This window comes from Lentilactobacillus parafarraginis DSM 18390 = JCM 14109 (assembly GCF_001435895.1).
Lineage (GTDB): Bacteria > Bacillota > Bacilli > Lactobacillales > Lactobacillaceae > Lentilactobacillus > Lentilactobacillus parafarraginis.
The window spans coordinates 1-16,749 of sequence record NZ_AZFZ01000062.1; the positions used below are offsets into that span (position 1 = coordinate 1).

Below are 16,749 nucleotides of genomic sequence, written 5' to 3' on the forward strand. Positions count from 1 at the left end.
GTCTGAGATTGGGAATTCCCAATCTTTTTTGATTACCTTAATTTTATGGTGAATCGCTGAATCACTAGGGAAAGCGAGTTAGTCACAGTGATTATCGTCATGATTAAGATTCGTTTTTAAGCAGTTCTGAGAATGGCGGTTGATCGAACAAGTTGGATTGGGCCGTGTAGGTGTCGATGGTGGCTTTATCAAATTGTTCCGGATCGATTGGCATAAAGCTGGTGTCAACGGGATCTTGGTTTTTGACCTTGGCATCAATCAAAATTGGTTTGGTATTACCAGCTGCCTGCAAATCTTGGACTTTGGCGAATGCCTGCGCCAACGATTCGCGGTCAGTGACCTTGATGCCAATTGCGCCCATGCTGTCAGCGAAGCCCGCCCAGTCGGCGCCGATAAAGTGAATCCCATAGGGTTCCTGGTTGGCGGTTATTTTTTCGTGTTGAATGTAGCCAAACGCCTTGTTTTCCAGAACGACGTTGACAATTGGCAATTGATACTGGACCTGGGTTAACAGATCCTGCATGACCATTGAGAAGCCGCCATCACCGGAGATGCTGAAGACTTGGCGGTCAGGATAGCTTAATTTGGCAGCGATACTTGCCGGCAGTGCATAACCCATTGTGCCAAACCAAGCGGACATTGAAAGCTTTTGATCATGGTTAAACGGCAGTTGGCGGATTGACCACATCAGGTTATTGCCGACGTCCAAACCGAAGACAGCGTCGTCATCGCTATGATCCTTAATGGCCCGGATAACTGCTTCGGGATTTAACCCGGATTGATCATCATCGGCGACCTTATTCAACCAGGCATCCCAATTTTTCTTATCCTGTTGAGCGGCCTTTAAAAATGGGGTTGCGGGAATTGCGGCGCCCTTTTGATTAAGCTTGGCGAAGAACGGTTTTGCATCGGCCAGAACGGTGAGGTCGATGTCCCGTTGTTTACCGAGGTCGGCCACGCTGTTATTAATCTGGACAAATTTGATGCCCTTTGGCAGGAACCGACTGAACGGGTAGTTGGTGCCGGCAAGAATAATCAGGTCGGCTGCCTGAGTGACTTCAAAAGCGGGCTTAGTTCCCAGCCGGCCACGAGAACCCATGAAGTTGGGGTGATCGGTTGGCATGATGCCCGTTGACGGCGCCGTGCTGAGGACCGGAACGCTAAATTTTTCTGAGAAATTAACGACTTCCTCGCGGGCATCCTTCATGCCTAAGCCCACCCAAAGAACTGGGTGCTTGGCCTTGCTGATGAGTTCGTAAACCGCATCAACCGCTGAATCGTCAACGGCTGGGGTGGTAGCTGATTTTAAAACTTTGGCTGTGTGATAGGGTTCAAAGTCAATTGTTTCCCCTGATAAATTGTCTGGGATAATCACAACCGCCGGGCCCTTTGTTTGGTAGGCGTAGCGAATCGCTTCGTCCATCACGTAAGGGATCTGATCAGGATTTGTCACCTGTTTATGAAAATCGGTGACGTCCGAAAACATGGGATCCTGATCCATTTCCTGGAAAAAGTAGGTATTCATGATGGGGGTTGCGGATTGACCAATAATGGCAACCACGGGCGCGTGGTCCATTTTGGCGTCGTACAATCCGTTAAACATGTGGGTAGCGCCGGGGCCGGCTGAACCAAAACTGACGCCAACCTTTCCGGTTAACTTGGCATCGGCAGTAGCGGCCAATGAACCGACTTCTTCATGGCGAACCTGAATATATTTAAGATGATCGCGTTCCTGATACAGGCCATCCACGGTGTTGTTAATGGAATCCGCGGTGATCCCGTAAATATGATCGATGTCCCAGCTTACCAGGACTTTGGCCAACGCGTGGCCCGCTGTAATTGTTGCCATGATTGAATCACTCCTAATCGTTATGGTTTCTCTCTGCTTACTATTTGTAAGTATGCTTAAAAATATAACGCAGACCGGGTGATGATGCAACCCTTTTTGTTCACAAAGATTGGCAGAAATGGTCGAACCTTATTGGTGTGGCCAACAGTGAACGTGATTGATTTGTGAAGAATTGGGGGGGGTGAAAATAACGAAGCGATTGGGCAATTTTCCTAAGCCAACTTGTGTCGAAGGGCTGATGACCGCACCCGCCTGTAAAAAGCAAGAATGCCCAGTCCGGTTCATCGCGCCGGACTGAGCGGTTCTCAGTTTATCCCCGATATAGTTATCCCCAATAGTTGGGTTATATCAAGCCCAACGGCCCTATTATAGCACATGGCATTAATTATTTATAGATAAAACAATCAAAAAATCTCGAATTAGATGCCCATTGCGGTTAATTTTAATTAACCCCAGAGCCCCACATTCGAGATGACTGATGAAGCGACTATTCAAACGTGAAACGATTCAATCCAGTGACTAGTAACCAGCACTCAAATTAACTTCATTTCGCTTTAAAGTGCCGTCAGTTTCAAATTGTTTGAGATTTTCGGCGAAAATATTAATCGCGTCTTTAAAGTAATTTTGATAGAGTCCGGAAATGTGGGGCGTGATAATCACGTTTGGCATCTGCCAAAGCGGACTTGTGGATGGCAGGGGTTCAGGATCGGTTACGTCCAGAGCAGCGCCGCCTATTTGATGATTTTGCAGGGCGAGTACCAGATCAGCGGTGACCGTACTTGGGCCGCGACCGATTGTCACGAAGAGGGGCTGGTTATCCACCAAGTCAAAGAATGAGTGGTTGAAGAATCCGGTTGTTTGGGCGGTTAGCGGCATTGTATTGACGATGATGTCGGCTTCTCTAACCGGTTGTGAATCCAACGCATCAATCGAAATCGTTGCGGGAAAGTCCTTCACGGGGTGTCCCGAATGATTCACCCCGGTAATTGAGAGGTTAAACGCGGCGGCCAGCTGGGCAATTCGGCTGCCAATGTGGCCGGTTCCAAAAATGACCATTTTTTTGCCGGCAATCGTTTCCAATTGATGGTCCGGAATCGTCCATTGGCCACTGGACTGGTGGGTGGCCGCGGTGTGAATCCCGCGATAGAAGCTGAGGATCATTCCCAATACGTTTTCAGAAATTGGTTCAGCGTGAATGCCACTAACGTTGGAAAGCAGGACGTTTCGCTTGGCCAATTGCTGAAGTGGGTAGTAATCAACCCCAGCAGAATAAGCCTGAATCCATTTGAGCTTCGCGTTGGGCATGGCTAAAATTTTCGTCACCACTGGTTTGTCCCAACCTAAAATAATGTCAACGTCGGCGAGTTCCTGATCCGAAATGTTGGCCTCATCACGAATAAAGTGGTTAGTGGCTTTCAATTGTAAATGGTTGATTTCATCGGCAATGCGAGTGCCGTCGATGTTTGATCCGAGTATTAAAATGTTCAATTTAATCACCTGCTTCATAATTTAGTTTCCAGCATCATAGTAGGAGATGCTAAAGGAAGGCTTCGGGTTAACTTGGGTAGCCAATCCAAGTTGCGTTGACGAAGTCTTCCCGATTATTACTTCGCCCCTTTACAAATCATTTTACATTCAATTTGATAATGACACCACGGATATGGTTGATTATTTGCGGGGAAGATTGCTGGACGGCACTGTGAATTCGCCTTAAAATATACCTACTAACATCTCCATGACAAGAAAAGGGGAAAACATCGTGAATGAACCGCTTAAATTTGATTACCGGGCCGCCAAGGGCAAACCGGAAAATATTCGCCATCCCGAGGGTTACTGCCCGTTTTGTGACGTCGCCCATCTGACTAATATTTTGGCTCAGGATCAGGACCGCATTTGGCTGGTCAATAAGTTTCGGACACTTGAAGACACTTGCCAAACGGTGGTGATTGAGTCGAGTGATCATAACGGTGGCCCCTCAGTTTATTCGCAAGCAACAAATCGACAGGTTTTCGAGTTTGCCTTTAAGTGCTGGCACAAGATGATTGTTTCTAATCAATACGCCAGTGTGATTATGTATAAGAATTTTGGCCCAATGTCCGGTGGTAGTTTACGCCACCCGCACTTTCAGATCGTCGGGCTCAACGATTACGATGTTTATCAAAACGTATCGTTGACTAACTTTACCGGCGTTGACGTTTCCAAAAATTCCCAGCGGACAATTACGTTATCAACCCACCCAATCATCGGGTTTGTCGAAATTAACATTGCCATTGATGGCGTGGCTCAAATTGACAGTCTGGCGGATGCGGCCCAAACAATTATTAAGTATCTGCTTAATGATTATATGGGCGGCCGGGTGACCTCATACAACTTGTTCTTCTATGAAATGGCGGGGCATTTTTATTGCAAGATCGTGCCGCGTTACGCAACGTCACCATACTTTGTGGGCTATAAGATTGCCCAGGTTCAGGATATGCAGCGGCTGGTCGAAATTGCTCAAGAAATCAATGACCGTCTTTAATCCTGGCGAATTAAAGGCTCAATAAAAAAGTGGTCGAAAATTTTCGATCACTTTTTTGTCATGCTTATTTAAATAACTGTTAGCTGACGGCACTAACAAGCGGCATATCGTTTGTGTCCTTCACAACGGATACCGAGGCATCCTGAGCTAAGGCTTGTTTAATCATTTCGTTGATTTTCGCGTATAGCTCGGGATCATGTTCATTAATCTCGTCCTTGGAAGCAACAAATAGGTGGCGAATCTGGTTGGCGTTCAGCATATTTTCGATGTTTGTGATATCTGTGAATAGTTTATCTCTGAAGACCTTGGTAATGGCATCATTTGAGTGGGTCTTATTGTAATCCTCAATCTTCGCATTCACCAGATCGGCAATTTGTGTTGGTGACAGATTTTGAACTGACTGATCAATCACGATGGTGGCAAGTTTCAAGCCCCGACTGAGTTTCTTAAAGAGGTTGATGTTTTGGGGGAGTCCCATCAGGATAAACTGATGATCGGCTAGTGCGGCATCATCCGCGAGAAGGTCGTTAATGAACCGGTAGTAGCGTTCCTGGTCAATTTGTTTTTCCTGACTGGTTTCGTTATGACCATGGTATTGGGCATTACCACCACGGGCACTAAAGTTTAGTTCGCCGCCGCGCAGTTCGGTCCCTAAAGCATCCTGCATGGTCAGAGGATATTTATCAACGGCCAGGGGACTCACCCGCTTATTTTGAAGTTGGTAGAGTTTGCTATTATCACGATTAAGTTCAATCAGTGTATAGTCGGCGTTTGGTGATTCGCTGAGCAGCGACAGAAAATCAATTGAATTTTCACTTCGGTAACCGGCTTCGTCAACACTGGTTCGAATCAGGTAGTACACCTGCGCGCCGGTTCGGTCAGCAATCATGGTGATGCCGTCGTAAGGTAATTCCTGGCGGATCAGGTCGTTGACTTCGCTGACGAACGCGTCGATGCTGGGGCCAACTTCCTTTTGAATATCCTTGAGGATGTTCTTCACGCGAAGCTGCTCGTTGGCGTCATAGGCCAACTTATTTAAATTCAAGTTAAGCGTGATCACCGGTGCATTCATTGCTGGTAACTTCGCAAGCTGTGAAACAGTTGTTTTAATTGCCATAGCGCTCCACTCCTTATTGATGGGATAGTTATAACTGTTTAATTCTATAACTTCTACTTTAATTATATCAAAATATCATGGTTGAAGGGAGAAATCGGCTTGTGAAAAGCTGACGGTTTGCCACTTCAAAAAAGTTTGGTCAATAAAAAAATGCAACTATTTGACCATTCCCCGATAAACCTTTAAAACATAATTACGGTTATAAAATCACAAGGGAGTGTTCACAGATGGCAGTATTTTCAGCTTACAATCATGATCAGCTGATTGAATTTTTGAAAGAGAATGCGCCGCACGCCGAAATCCACGTTGATGACGACGTTTCCGCCCAACATTCAGCTAATGGCAAAGCCCAGGACACGATTTCCGGTCAGATCCTGGCGTACGTTGCCGTTGGTGATGTTGACGACATTCGCGGTGTTTTGAAAACAGCCCAAAAGTTTCATATTGCGGTTGTTCCGCAAACCGCGGATACCAGTACGGTGGTCGGCGCTGACGGAATCGACGGGGCGATTATTCTGTCGGTTGCCAAGTTGAACCATATCAAGGAAATCAATAAGGATGATTCGTTAGCCGTGGTTGAACCTGGGGTGATCAATCAGGATTTGGATAAAGCGGCCCGCAAGCAAGGGATGTTTTATGCCCCGGATCCCGCATCCAAGCCCATATCGGCAATTGGCGGCAATGTTTCCACGAATGCCGGTGGCTTGAGTGGTGTCCGTTACGGTGCCACCAAAGACTCGGTGTTGGGGTTGAAAGTCATGCTGACAAATGGTCAGGAATTAAAGCTCGGTGGGCGAACCTTCAAGCAGGCCTTTGGCTATGACCTCACCCAGCTGTTCGTTGGCTCTGAGGGGACTTTGGGAATCATTACCGAAGTGACGGTGAAGCTGTTTCCAATCCCAGTTGGTCAGACGATTACTGGGATTGCGTTCTTCGATGACATGGCTAAACTCGCTGAGGGGGTCAAAGCAATCCGCAACTCCGGGCTTTATCCGTCAATGCTGGAAGCTCTCGACGGTAAAACCGTTAAGGCACTCGATCAATATGAAAAAACCGACTACGCGCAAAGCGATCAGTCCTCGCTGCTCATATTCAGCATGGACAGCGGCAGTGACTTGAAATTAAAGACCGTTCAGAAGATTCTTGCTGATTACGGCGCCTGGCACGTCAACATTACCGATGACCCTCAAGAAGCCGCAAAACTCATTCAGTTGCGGCGGGACATGCTGCCCGCTGTTTTCAGTAATTCCAAGTATCACATTATGGAGGATATGGCCGTGCCGCTTTCAAAACTGGCGGAAATGGTCGCCTATATTGATCAGGTTGGCAAGGACTTGGACGTGGATATTTACACCGCCGGCCACGCTGGTGATGGGAATCTGCATCCAACCCTGTTATGGAATGACCAGTCTAATCCACCTGAGAAGGTGATTGAGGCCGTTCGCCGGCTGTTCCGGAAGACATTGGCATTTGGCGGCACGATTTCAGGAGAGCATGCGGTTGGCATGTCCAAGAATCAGTGGACAAATGAAGAGTTGGGAGATGCAGTGGATGTGCTGCAGCACCAAATCAAAAATCTGTTTGATCCCATGGGCATCCTCAATCCAAAACGCAAGATCAACTAGCTTTAGTTTTGATCTTTAGGTTAACTCATTCAATCATTCCGACAGAAAACCCGTTAGAATCGGCAAAGTTCGCCGTGTTCTAACGGGTTTTAATAGCTATTCGGGCTGATAGTCCATTCGAATAATGACCGGATCCTTTGTCAGAAAGTCGCCAACTCCGGAGAGGAAGGCTTGGAAATGCGGCGTATTGTTGTGGAATTCCACGGCGTCGGCATCCTTCCAGTGCTCGATAATTTCGTACTCGTTGTCACTGCCAATCTTCTTAAAGTGGTCGTAACTGACATTACCGGCTTCACCGCGAGAACCCTGGACGAGTTTATCGATGAAAGCCTCGTAATCTTTTTGCATTCCTGGCTTAACGGTTAATTCAACGTTGATGATTTTCATAAAATTCCTCCAATGTGCCAATATATTGTAACCGTTTTAATTATAACAAGATCACCCCGGAAATTGTGAAAAAGTTGACTAAGCAATTGATTTGCCGCGGTTGCAACGCCTGTTTTTCCCGCAGCACTTCATCAGACAGCTAAGTTTTCTTTTGATTGCCACTTTTAAAAGCTAGGGGGATAATGGGCTTGTGATATTTAAAAAATGATGAATGAGGTGGCGACATCATGACAGTTTCTTTAACGAATTTTCGGTCGCTTGGCGGGTATCCGGTGGCCAACGGGCATATTCGCGATGGCCTTTTGTTTCGTGGCGGCCAGCTGGACGACCTTTCAGGTAACCAGATTAACTATTTACAGCGGGATCTGAAAATTACCCGGATTATTGATTTTCGGAGCCTTGATGAACGAAAGCAGTTCCCAGACAGCCTCTGGCAGCCGGTTGAGTATCAGCCGATTGATGTTTTAATTGATGCTAAGAAGAACGGTGTCAGTATTGACGGGATGATCGACAACGCCGGTGATATTACCGACGTAATGTTGGCGACTTATGAGCAGCTGGTCGTCAGCGATTCCGCTCGGGAGGGCTACCATCAATTTCTTGAAGAATTGATTGAAAAGCCGGAGCCAACTTTCTTTCACTGCTTTGCCGGCAAAGACCGAACCGGCGTGGCGGCCGCAATTATTTTAAAGGCAGCGGGCGCGGATCAGCAGTTAATCTTTGACGACTATTTGCGGACAAATGACGCCCGAAAAGCGGCGAATGCTAAAATTATCCAGCAGTTAGCCCCTAAGCTGTCAGTTGCCCAGCAACACTCACTGGCTCAGGCGCTTGTGGTCGAACCTGATTATTTGCAACGCTTTTTCGACACGGTTCATCAAAAGTATGGCAGTTTTGATGGGTATTTAACCACCGGGCTCCGGTTGCCGGCTGACTTCAGCGAAAAATTGCGGAAGCTTTACGTTCAGTAGGCGGTTCAATTTATTTTAGGGGATGTCGGAATGTTTAAGTGGTCGGAGTCACGAACAGAAGCGATTTCAGATGGCATCTTTGCCGTGGTGCTAACCATCATGGTGTTGGATATTAAGCCGCCAGTTAATGATAGTTGGGCAGAAATTAGTTTGTTGCTGCGAAATCTTTTGATTTATTTGATTAGTTTTGGAATTGTGAGTCAGTACTGGGTGATTCACCAGGAGCTTTTTAGCCATGTGAAGCAGCCGTCGATCAAATTATTGATCACGAATTTGTATTATTTGGGCATGGTCTGTTTGGTGCCCTTTGTCACCTCATGGATCAGTGATTCCGATTTTTCCAGGGATGCCTCAATTGCGTTCGCACTGGTGATGTTGGCCGTTGATCTCACGCAGGTAATCCTATTCCGGGAAGTGATTTCGTTAAACCTAAGCACGGGTCATCAATTGGACAAGCATGATCGCGAAGAATTTAGGCTGGCAAAGGTGATGCTGGGCATTAGCATCGGTTATCTGGCCGTTGCCTATTGGTTGCCCCAATTTTTATTAGTGTTTATTGCGCTGGGACTCTTAATGCGAACGATCACGACGACGATTGGCCGCATCAGTACCCGCCTGTTTTGACAAATTTCCGCTCATTATTTGGTTTGTCATCAAGCGTAAATGATTGCTTGTCATCTTATCCGGCACTAAAATGAGCATACTTAAATAAATAGGGGGATGTTATGATGGCAAAGTTAACACAGGCAATGAAGGACATGATTTTAGGGGAATTATCCTACATTTCAACGGTGGATGCCGATGGTAATCCAGACGTTGGCCCCAAGATTTCCATGCGGGTTTTGGACGATGAACACCTCATCTATAACGAAATGACAGGTGGCCAAACCCAAGCAAATATTAACGATAATGGTAAGGCAATTGTTGCCGTTGCCAATGCAAAGGCTTTGAAAGGCTTTCGCTTCGGCGGCACCGCAAAACTTTACACGGATGGCCCGTATTTCGATCAAGCTGCAAAATGGGCTGAAGGGAAGTTTCCAGCACCAAAGGGAGCCGGGGTCATCACCATTGATAAGATTTGGACATTGGACCCGGGCCCGAAAGCCGGCAAAATCTTTGAAGAATAACTAAATAAACCTATAAAAAATTCCAGCCAACGTGACTGGAATTTTTTATTTCATTTATCAGGGGCCACGATGAAGGCAATGTCAAAGTGATCATGGAAACTTTTTTGATTACGCGTCGGTTTGGTTAAGCGGCCAGCGCAGATTCTTTCTTGAGGGCAGAAGCGCAATCACTAGTAAAATCAGGTAACCAATACCAGAAAAGAGTAGCAGCCATAACCACCAGCCAGAAAAGTCGGCGTCGTGCAGTCGCCGGGCCAGGCTCGTGAATGTGCCCACGCTGGCCATTAATATCAGAACGATTTCTGCCAAGAACACGATGACTGCCCATAGTGGCAATGCTCCTGAAAACGCGATGCCGATATTGACGCCCCGGCCGGTCAAATACTGGTTGACCTGGTGGGTTGAAACGAGTAAAGCGGCTAGTAAAATGGTATGCACGGCCAACGGGAGCCAGAATTGTCTTCGGTTCGCCGTGGCGTTAAAGACGGGCATTTTGGTCCAAAATTCTAAGTAGTCAATAAATGCGGCTTTCAAAATAGTTTCTCCTTTGCTTGATATGACTAGTCAATCTTATCATGACTGCGGCCAGCGGGAAACCTCGGTTTATGATTGGTTATTTTTATGGCCAGTTTAAGCGGTTTCAAATCGAAAGTGCATTTATTTGTTATTTCGATTTTGCACAACTATTATAAGTGCGTAAGTGAAAAGGAAAGTGTTTTTTACGGGAGGTTTTAGTTATGGCAGATACAATTAATTCCGGCGTTGCCGCTTTGCGAACCCTTGAGAGTTGGGGAGTTGATCATATTTATGGTATCCCCGGCGGAACGGTGAAAAACTTAATGTACGCACTGGACGCCGAAAAGGATCGGATTAAATATGTACATGTTCGTCATGAAGAAGTTGGCGCCTTGGCCGCGGTTGCTGATACGAAGTTAACCGGGACAATCGGCGTTGCATTTGGTTCTGCCGGCCCCGGCGCAACCCACTTGTATCAGGGGGCTTACGATGCGATGGCTGATAAAGTACCGACGCTGTTCATCGTTGGCCAAAATCCCCAGGCGTTAATGAACCAGGATTTCTTCCAGGAATTTGACGAAAATCCGTGGTTTAAGGATGCCGGGGTTTATGCTCGAACAGTCATGACAGCTGAAAGCTTGCCACACATTCTGGATGAAGCCATTCGGCGGGCGTTTGCTCAGCACGGACCGGCGTTTGTGACAATTCCAAACGATTTGTCAAATAAGGAAATTCCGGCTAACGGCTACTATAGCGCCGCTAAAAACTTTGCCCGCCCAGTTCTTGGCCCCGGATCCGATGACCAAATTAAGCAGGCCCTGGATCTTATTTCTAAGGCCAAGAAGCCGGTTCTCTACGTCGGTCAGGGAACGCTTGGGGCGGCTGATGAAGTTATGGCCTTTGCCAAGAAGTTTCAGATGCCGGTCATTACTACCGCGCTTGGCAAGCAAATCATTCCGTATGACTTTGAATCATTGCTGGGATCGGCTGCCCGGGTTGCTTCTAAACCGGCCAACGAAGCCCTTCAGGAAACTGATTTGATGCTGTTTGTGGGCTCAAACTACCCATTTGCTGAAGCCATGTTTAAACCCGACGTTAAATTCATCCAAATTGACAGTAATCCTCAAGTATTGGGGAAGCGGCACCAAACCGACGTTGCTATCTTAGCCGATGCCAAGAAGGCACTCCAGCGGTTCATCGAACTGGGTCAGGATGCCGCCCCATCAGACTGGTACGCCGCAAACGTTGATAACGTGACTAATTGGCACCAGTATAATGATCACATGATGAATCGGACCACGGGTGATCTGCGATTTGAACCGGCATTTAAGGAAATTAACCGAATTTCGGATGACGATGCGATTTACTCGGTCGATGTTGGTGACGTGACCCAAAACGCGGTTCGATTACTCAAGGTCAATGGTAAACAACCATGGATTACGTCAGGCTTGTTTGCAACCATGGGCGTTGGACTGCCAGGAGCAATCGCTGCGTCACTGAGTTATCCCGGCCGGCAGGTATTTAATCTTGCTGGTGATGGGGCAGCTGCCATGGTCATGCAGGATTTGAGCACCGAAGTTGGCTATCACTTACCAGTCATTAACGTGATCTTCTCCAACGATGCTTTGGGCTTCATTGAAGATGAGCAGGAAGACGACAATCACGAGTGGTTTGGAATTAGTTTGCCACAAACCGATTTTGCCAAGGCTGCGGAGGCCCAGGGGATGACCGGCATCACGGTTACCAAGGTCGACGAGATGAAAGCGGCATTTGATCAGGCACTTGAATTGACCAAGGCAGGCAAGCCAGTTTTGATTGACGTCAAGATTACCAATGAACGGCCAATTCCAGTTGAAAAACTGACTTTGGATCCTGATAAATTCGATCAGAAGACCATCGATGACTTTAAGAAGCGGTACTACGCCGATGATCTGATTCCACTGAGTCAATTCTTGAAGCAGCATCACGTTCAATAAGTTTGAATGGTTAAATCAATAAACAAAAAATCCGTTACCCCAGTGCCTTCCTTGAAGGTTGCGGGGGTAACGGATTTTTGCAGCTAATGAACGTTTTAAAATGTCAGGTTCCGGACGTTTCGTTATCCAACTGGCGCAGTTCAGAAATCAACTGAAGCAGTTGGGCGTGATAAATATCGGATCGGAGTGCCTGATTTTGCTGGCTAAACCAGTATTGCTTTGCCGGGGCAACGTAGCTTTGCGGAACTTGATACTTATCAGCAATTTGTTGGAAGGTGGTTGGATTGTCAGCGGCCTGCTGCAATTTATACAGCGGTTCATCTTCAATGATTTGGACCACCTGCGGCCGAACGGCTTCCGGTAGCTTTGGCTCGACAATTTTGACGACGGTCCGTTTAATCGGTTTATCCAAAATGGTGTTGGTCTGCCGTTGCGCATCGGTCAGTTCGTGAACCTGATGACCGATGTAAAGGGCACCGCCGAGAAGGACGACCAAAATGGTGATAATAACGATTAATTTTGTGTGGCCGGCCCGCTTTGTTTCGGCGTGATTTTGTTGACGCTGGAGCCGGGAGGGTGTTTGGTTTTGCATAAAGCCCATCTCCTTAGAAGCCTTGATTGCCTTCAGTATACCATTTTGAACGGATGGGTTAGCAAGGAGCGTCCTGGTGACCACCAATTTAACTAAAAATAAATAAAAAGCCAATGAAAAGGGTGGAACCAAAAATGGCGAGCCGCTTCGACCTTCTGAACGCTTACGCGCCGATCGTTACGAACTCACCGTGGTTTGGCACCGTCATGAAGTATAGCATGGAATGGGGGGTGTTTGCAAGGACTGAAAAATGACCGATCAGCCATTGTGAGCGTTGAAAAAGTTGCCGAATTTCAAGACCAATATTGTGCAATTTAATGGCGTACGATGTACTATGTAAGCGGATTCAAGAAATAAACCTAAACGGGGTTTCATCTAATTAAGGAGGGCTTTACAATGGCAAAAAAAGTGGCAGTCGTAACCGGGTCAGCTGGTGGCTTAGGTAGGGGAATTGCTGAGAGGCTTGCCAAAGACGGCTTTGCAATTGTGATTCACGATATTAATGAAGAATTACTGAACCAAACTGAAACTGAATTTAAAGATAATGGGATTGAGGTAACGAGTTTTGTGGGCGATGTTTCGAAGCGTGAGGATCAGTTTGCTTTGGTCCAGCACGCCGTTGACACATTTGGTCGCCTTGACGTATTCGTCAATAATGCCGGCATCGAGGCCGCAACTCCGCTCTTGGAAATTGATGAAAGTGAATTGCAACGCTTGTTCTCAATCAACGCCTTTGGGATGCTCTTTGGTACCCAGGCAGCTGCAACGCAATTTATTAAACAGGGCGGCGGTGGCAAGATCATCAGCGCCTCGAGTATTGCGGGCCACGAGTCCTATGCCATGTTGGGGACTTATTCAGCCACCAAACACGTCGTTCGCTCGTTCACGCAGACGGCATCCAAGGAGTTGGCAAAATATAAAATCAACGTGAATGCGTACGCCCCCGGGGTTGCAAAGACCAAGATGTGGGATCGCCTGGATGCCGAAATGGTGAAACACGATCCGACATTGAAACCGGGCGATGCGTTTGCAAAGTACACCGCGGATATTTCGCTGGGAAGATACGAAATGCCTGATGATGTTGCCAACCTGGTATCCTTCTTGGCATCCCCTGATTCTGATTACATTACCGGCCAGACGATTTTGGTTGATGGTGGAATGGTTTACCGTTAAATGACTGAATGGTGGAATGATTCGGAAATTCATGCCGACCGATGAGATTGGGAAGAAGCAATCTGATTGGTGAATTAGCGCCATTTTACTTGCCGGATAGATGTGTGTTATTTTGAAAGCAACTGAAGGAAAGGGTGGTGGCATTTTGCCAGTTTCCAATACGTATCCGATTTCTAATGGTCAGTTTCCAGCAGATCAGACCACCAAGGTTAAATTGACCACTCAGTTGGGTTATACGTTACACTGTTCAATTCTCCCAGTTGTTCATGGAGGCGGCTCGGGGCCGATGCGGTCAATGACAATTGATGCGGTCACCCCAAAGCCAAAACAGGCGGTTAAAATTCATCAAATCGACTTTGAACAAATTGGGTCCACAATTGACATTACGTTACCAAATGGCGAAATAATGTATTTGAAGTTGGTTGATTGAGTTGCCAATGTCGATAGGGTTGTCGCCATGCGGTGAAAAATGCCACCTTGGAGATTTCAGATTTGAGTTCTGGAGTTTCCCGGGTGGTTTCTTTGGGTCTTGTTATGAGTGTTTAATAATGATGAGTTTGAGGGTTTTAAAAGCGATTTAAATTAGGAGGGATTTTGTGGCAAATCCAACGTTTAGTAAGCTGATTACCAGTCTTAATCCGAAAAAATTGAATGCCAGCAGCCGGAATGGAATCAAAATTGACCGCATTGTGATTCATCACAATGCAATGACTGATGCCGATGAGGCGATGAACATTTGGATTGCCGGCGGTCCGGCTAACACCTCCGCTCATTATGAGGTGACCCCCACGGAAATCATTGGTTGTGTTGGCGAACAGTATGCGGCGTGGCACGCGGGTGGGATCGGTCAGGCTGATCCTCCTAAAATGGCCAATCCTAATCAGCGTTCGATTGGAATTGAAAATGTCAACTCGACGGGCGCGCGCCGGAATGGTTGGTTGACCCGCGAACCGTTCAAAATTGTGCGCGGCTGGTAGCTGATATTTGCAAGCGCTACCAAATTCCATTGGATAGACAACACGTTTTAGCCCATCGAGAAGTGACAAATACCGCCTGTCCCGGTGGGCTAGATGTTGATGAGGTTGTTCGGCTGGCGAGAATCGAGTTTAAAAATAAAAAAGCTGATTACCACGAATGATCAAAGATCGTGATTACCAGCTTTTATTGATTAATGGAGTCGGCGGGCGACGGTTACAACGTTTGTAATCACTTGGTATGACTAGCTTTTCGCCATGAAACAATTGGCCGTGCTAACCATGTGCTAACCGACCATCAGAATACTGTGAAACATGGGTTTCTAACCAGTAATATACTTCTCAAATAGTTGGGTCGATTCTCTGATTTGGTCTTTTGTGACAAATGAGTATACATCCAACGTCGTCTGAATATCGTCGTGACCCATGCGCCGTTGAACTTCTTTGATTGGTAATCCAGCACTAATTAGAGCAGTGCAGTAGGTCTTTCGGAAACCGTGAATTGTGATGTGTTTTAAATTCGTTCGTTCGACAATTTCGGTGTACCATTTTTTCGGTAAATTAAATGACCGGTGCTTGTTGCGTGTGGATGCAAAGACCAGCTGTTTGTCTGCCTCAAATTTTTTTCTAAATGAGAAGAAATGTTCTTTTTGCATAATTTGCCACTTCTTCAGTATAGCCGTGGTTTGATCATCTAGTGGAATGTCACGATAACCGGCTTTGGTCTTTGGTGGTTGAATAATCATAACGCCTCGTAAACCTTGAGTGACAGTTTTATTAATCCGAATCGAATGATTGTTCAAGTCCACATCACCCCAAGTTAATGCTAAGCACTCACCACGACGCATCCCCGAATAGGCCAAAGTTCGAAACAATACATACTTATCGAACTCCTATTGCTTATCGATATGTTCAAAGAAAGTTGCTAATTCTTCTCGGTCATAAAAGTTCTCTGGCGCATCCCCTGGTAGTTCTTGGCGGCGGGGGAGCACAATTGCCTTAGCAGGATTTGAATGGTGAATGTAGCCCATCCTAATCGCAAAATCAAGGACGTTCGTGGTGTACTGATACCAACGTTTATACCCAGAGACCGGGGCAATTTCAAACCACAGGTTGACGGCTTTTTGGACATCACGAATGGTGATAGTACAGATGCGCTTTTCGCCAAAAGCTGGTAAAATGTGGTTATTAAACATTGCTCTGGTACGGGCATAGGTAGATACTCGAACGGTATTAATGTAACTTTCATACCATTCTTCATACACGTCTTTAAAGAGGATATTATTGTGCTGTGGGGCACCATGATCCTCGAATGAAGACTGCAAACGGGAAAGGACTAATTCGGCCTCTCGCTTTGATTTAAAGCCACCACGACGAGTAACTTTCTTCTTGCCAGTCTGTTCATCAATTCCGAGATAGGCCTGGAACTTATACAGTTTCTGGCCTTTTTTATTTTTGTATTCAACAATTTTTGTCATGATATTTTCCTTTCACCCTGGGACGGATTAAAAAGGAATATTGCGGCATCACCACCTTTCCTGTATTATTAATTAAAAGGGCATAGTTATCCCCTTATATATGTATTGGTATTAGCACATCCTAAACTTTGGCGAGTGGGGGATGTGTCTTTTGCTTAGTCAACCAAATCTTTGACAATGTTATAGTTAGAAAATCTCTTATTAGTGGTAAATTCAAAACGGTTGGTTTGTCCCTTATCCCAGTCATTGATAAAAATGGGTTGAGTATCAATGACCGTTTTATTAGCATTTAGTAATTTGACATTTACACTAAATGATTTAAACGAAAAGTCCGTGGTATTTTTAACATTGGCTGAATATGTTTTATAACCATAGTCATTTTTCGTTTGTTTGAATCTAATTGTTTTTATTAATCTTGAATTTACACTTTAAGTGCAACACTA

19 protein-coding genes are annotated in these 16,749 nt (G+C 46.2%); 10 read left to right on the top strand and 9 right to left on the bottom strand.

Going from position 1 to position 16,749, the window contains the following annotated elements:
• Positions 1-103: 103 nt before the first annotated feature.
• Both FD47_RS11815 and FD47_RS11820 read right to left on the bottom strand, forming a co-directional pair.
• Positions 104-1,849, bottom strand: a complete 1,746-nt coding sequence (locus FD47_RS11815; RefSeq protein ID WP_056980714.1) for a thiamine pyrophosphate-dependent enzyme — start codon at positions 1,847-1,849, stop codon at positions 104-106.
• Between the two features lie 519 nt (positions 1,850-2,368).
• Positions 2,369-3,355, bottom strand: coding sequence for an NAD(P)-dependent oxidoreductase (locus FD47_RS11820; RefSeq protein WP_056980715.1), 987 nt, complete (start codon positions 3,353-3,355; stop codon positions 2,369-2,371).
• Between the two features lie 229 nt (positions 3,356-3,584).
• Between FD47_RS11820 and FD47_RS11825 the strand changes: the two genes are divergently transcribed.
• The gene (locus FD47_RS11825; protein ID WP_171035063.1) at positions 3,585-4,370 is read left to right on the top strand and encodes a DUF4931 domain-containing protein; all 786 of its coding nucleotides are present in this window, start codon (positions 3,585-3,587) and stop codon (positions 4,368-4,370) included.
• A 79-nt stretch (positions 4,371-4,449) separates the two neighbouring features.
• On the opposite strand, the gene FD47_RS11830 is transcribed toward FD47_RS11825, so the two are convergent.
• Complete coding sequence (locus FD47_RS11830) at positions 4,450-5,487, bottom strand: baeRF6 domain-containing protein (RefSeq protein WP_054736059.1); 1,038 nt, start codon at positions 5,485-5,487, stop codon at positions 4,450-4,452.
• 227 nt (positions 5,488-5,714) lie between these two features.
• Here FD47_RS11830 and FD47_RS11835 point away from each other — a divergent pair, with 227 nt between their 5' ends.
• Positions 5,715-7,112 carry an FAD-binding oxidoreductase gene (locus FD47_RS11835; RefSeq protein ID WP_054736057.1) on the top strand — a complete coding sequence of 466 codons (1,398 nt, stop codon included), beginning with the start codon at positions 5,715-5,717 and terminating at the stop codon, positions 7,110-7,112.
• A gap of 96 nt (positions 7,113-7,208) precedes the next feature.
• Here FD47_RS11835 and FD47_RS11840 read toward each other — a convergent pair whose 3' ends face one another.
• Positions 7,209-7,499, bottom strand: a complete 291-nt coding sequence (locus tag FD47_RS11840; protein ID WP_054736056.1) for a putative quinol monooxygenase — start codon at positions 7,497-7,499, stop codon at positions 7,209-7,211.
• A gap of 227 nt (positions 7,500-7,726) precedes the next feature.
• Here FD47_RS11840 and FD47_RS11845 point away from each other — a divergent pair, with 227 nt between their 5' ends.
• The 3 genes from FD47_RS11845 to FD47_RS11855 all read left to right on the top strand — a co-directional run bounded on the left by FD47_RS11845 (position 7,727) and on the right by FD47_RS11855 (position 9,597).
• Positions 7,727-8,470: a tyrosine-protein phosphatase gene (locus tag FD47_RS11845; RefSeq protein WP_056980716.1), complete on the top strand. Its 744-nt coding sequence runs from the start codon at positions 7,727-7,729 to the stop codon at positions 8,468-8,470.
• A gap of 30 nt (positions 8,471-8,500) precedes the next feature.
• Positions 8,501-9,094 (top strand): TMEM175 family protein, encoded by a 594-nt coding sequence (locus FD47_RS11850; protein WP_054736052.1) that lies wholly within the window; start codon positions 8,501-8,503, stop codon positions 9,092-9,094.
• Between the two features lie 101 nt (positions 9,095-9,195).
• Complete coding sequence (locus FD47_RS11855) at positions 9,196-9,597, top strand: pyridoxamine 5'-phosphate oxidase family protein (protein ID WP_008215043.1); 402 nt, start codon at positions 9,196-9,198, stop codon at positions 9,595-9,597.
• A 108-nt stretch (positions 9,598-9,705) separates the two neighbouring features.
• Here the strand turns inward: FD47_RS11855 and FD47_RS11860 are convergent, their stop codons facing one another.
• Positions 9,706-10,131, bottom strand: coding sequence for a DUF805 domain-containing protein (locus FD47_RS11860; protein ID WP_054736048.1), 426 nt, complete (start codon positions 10,129-10,131; stop codon positions 9,706-9,708).
• A 203-nt stretch (positions 10,132-10,334) separates the two neighbouring features.
• Between FD47_RS11860 and spxB the strand changes: the two genes are divergently transcribed.
• A complete protein-coding gene (gene spxB / locus FD47_RS11865) occupies positions 10,335-12,089 on the top strand; it encodes a pyruvate oxidase (protein WP_056980717.1) in 1,755 nt (584 codons plus the stop codon).
• A gap of 103 nt (positions 12,090-12,192) precedes the next feature.
• Here the strand turns inward: spxB and FD47_RS11870 are convergent, their stop codons facing one another.
• A complete protein-coding gene (locus tag FD47_RS11870; protein ID WP_054736068.1) occupies positions 12,193-12,681 on the bottom strand; it encodes a hypothetical protein in 489 nt (162 codons plus the stop codon).
• A gap of 396 nt (positions 12,682-13,077) precedes the next feature.
• Here FD47_RS11870 and FD47_RS11875 point away from each other — a divergent pair, with 396 nt between their 5' ends.
• The 4 genes from FD47_RS11875 (at position 13,078) to FD47_RS16190 (ending at position 14,992) form a co-directional block, all read left to right on the top strand.
• A complete protein-coding gene (locus tag FD47_RS11875; protein ID WP_056980718.1) occupies positions 13,078-13,854 on the top strand; it encodes an acetoin reductase in 777 nt (258 codons plus the stop codon).
• A gap of 112 nt (positions 13,855-13,966) precedes the next feature.
• The gene (locus tag FD47_RS11880) at positions 13,967-14,284 is read left to right on the top strand and encodes a hypothetical protein (protein ID WP_056980719.1); all 318 of its coding nucleotides are present in this window, start codon (positions 13,967-13,969) and stop codon (positions 14,282-14,284) included.
• 166 nt (positions 14,285-14,450) lie between these two features.
• A complete protein-coding gene (locus tag FD47_RS16115) occupies positions 14,451-14,831 on the top strand; it encodes an N-acetylmuramoyl-L-alanine amidase (RefSeq protein ID WP_054736041.1) in 381 nt (126 codons plus the stop codon).
• Positions 14,789-14,992, top strand: coding sequence for a peptidoglycan recognition protein family protein (locus FD47_RS16190; RefSeq protein ID WP_082402661.1), 204 nt, complete (start codon positions 14,789-14,791; stop codon positions 14,990-14,992). The genes FD47_RS16115 and FD47_RS16190 overlap by 43 nt, the downstream gene beginning before the upstream one ends.
• A 159-nt stretch (positions 14,993-15,151) precedes the next feature.
• Here FD47_RS16190 and FD47_RS15865 read toward each other — a convergent pair whose 3' ends face one another.
• From FD47_RS15865 to FD47_RS16195, 3 genes are all read right to left on the bottom strand, one after another.
• Positions 15,152-15,703, bottom strand: coding sequence for a site-specific integrase (locus FD47_RS15865; protein ID WP_225352960.1), 552 nt, complete (start codon positions 15,701-15,703; stop codon positions 15,152-15,154).
• Between the two features lie 18 nt (positions 15,704-15,721).
• Positions 15,722-16,306, bottom strand: coding sequence for a tyrosine-type recombinase/integrase (locus tag FD47_RS15870; RefSeq protein WP_225352959.1), 585 nt, complete (start codon positions 16,304-16,306; stop codon positions 15,722-15,724).
• Positions 16,307-16,461: 155 nt separating this feature from the next.
• On the bottom strand, positions 16,462-16,716 hold the full coding sequence (locus FD47_RS16195; RefSeq protein ID WP_420806367.1) for an FxLYD domain-containing protein: 255 nt from the start codon (positions 16,714-16,716) through the stop codon (positions 16,462-16,464).
• Between the last annotated feature and the right edge of the window lie 33 nt (positions 16,717-16,749).

Excerpts from the sequence above, each read along its gene's own strand:
- FD47_RS11830 (WP_054736059.1), bottom strand. The coding sequence starts at position 5,487 with ATGGCAATTAAAACAACTGTTTCACAGCTTGCGAAGTTACCAGCAATG.
- FD47_RS15870 (WP_225352959.1), bottom strand. The coding sequence starts at position 16,306 with ATGACAAAAATTGTTGAATACAAAAATAAAAAAGGCCAGAAACTGTAT.
- FD47_RS11835 (WP_054736057.1), top strand. The coding sequence starts at position 5,715 with ATGGCAGTATTTTCAGCTTACAATCATGATCAGCTGATTGAATTTTTG.
- FD47_RS11840 (WP_054736056.1), bottom strand. The coding sequence starts at position 7,499 with ATGAAAATCATCAACGTTGAATTAACCGTTAAGCCAGGAATGCAAAAA.
- spxB (WP_056980717.1), top strand. The coding sequence starts at position 10,335 with ATGGCAGATACAATTAATTCCGGCGTTGCCGCTTTGCGAACCCTTGAG.
- FD47_RS11845 (WP_056980716.1), top strand. The coding sequence starts at position 7,727 with ATGACAGTTTCTTTAACGAATTTTCGGTCGCTTGGCGGGTATCCGGTG.
- FD47_RS11815 (WP_056980714.1), bottom strand. The coding sequence starts at position 1,849 with ATGGCAACAATTACAGCGGGCCACGCGTTGGCCAAAGTCCTGGTAAGC.
- FD47_RS11850 (WP_054736052.1), top strand. The coding sequence starts at position 8,501 with ATGTTTAAGTGGTCGGAGTCACGAACAGAAGCGATTTCAGATGGCATC.
- FD47_RS11825 (WP_171035063.1), top strand. The coding sequence starts at position 3,585 with ATGACAAGAAAAGGGGAAAACATCGTGAATGAACCGCTTAAATTTGAT.
- FD47_RS11875 (WP_056980718.1), top strand. The coding sequence starts at position 13,078 with ATGGCAAAAAAAGTGGCAGTCGTAACCGGGTCAGCTGGTGGCTTAGGT.
- FD47_RS11870 (WP_054736068.1), bottom strand. The coding sequence starts at position 12,681 with ATGCAAAACCAAACACCCTCCCGGCTCCAGCGTCAACAAAATCACGCC.
- FD47_RS11855 (WP_008215043.1), top strand. The coding sequence starts at position 9,196 with ATGATGGCAAAGTTAACACAGGCAATGAAGGACATGATTTTAGGGGAA.
- FD47_RS11820 (WP_056980715.1), bottom strand. The coding sequence starts at position 3,355 with ATGAAGCAGGTGATTAAATTGAACATTTTAATACTCGGATCAAACATC.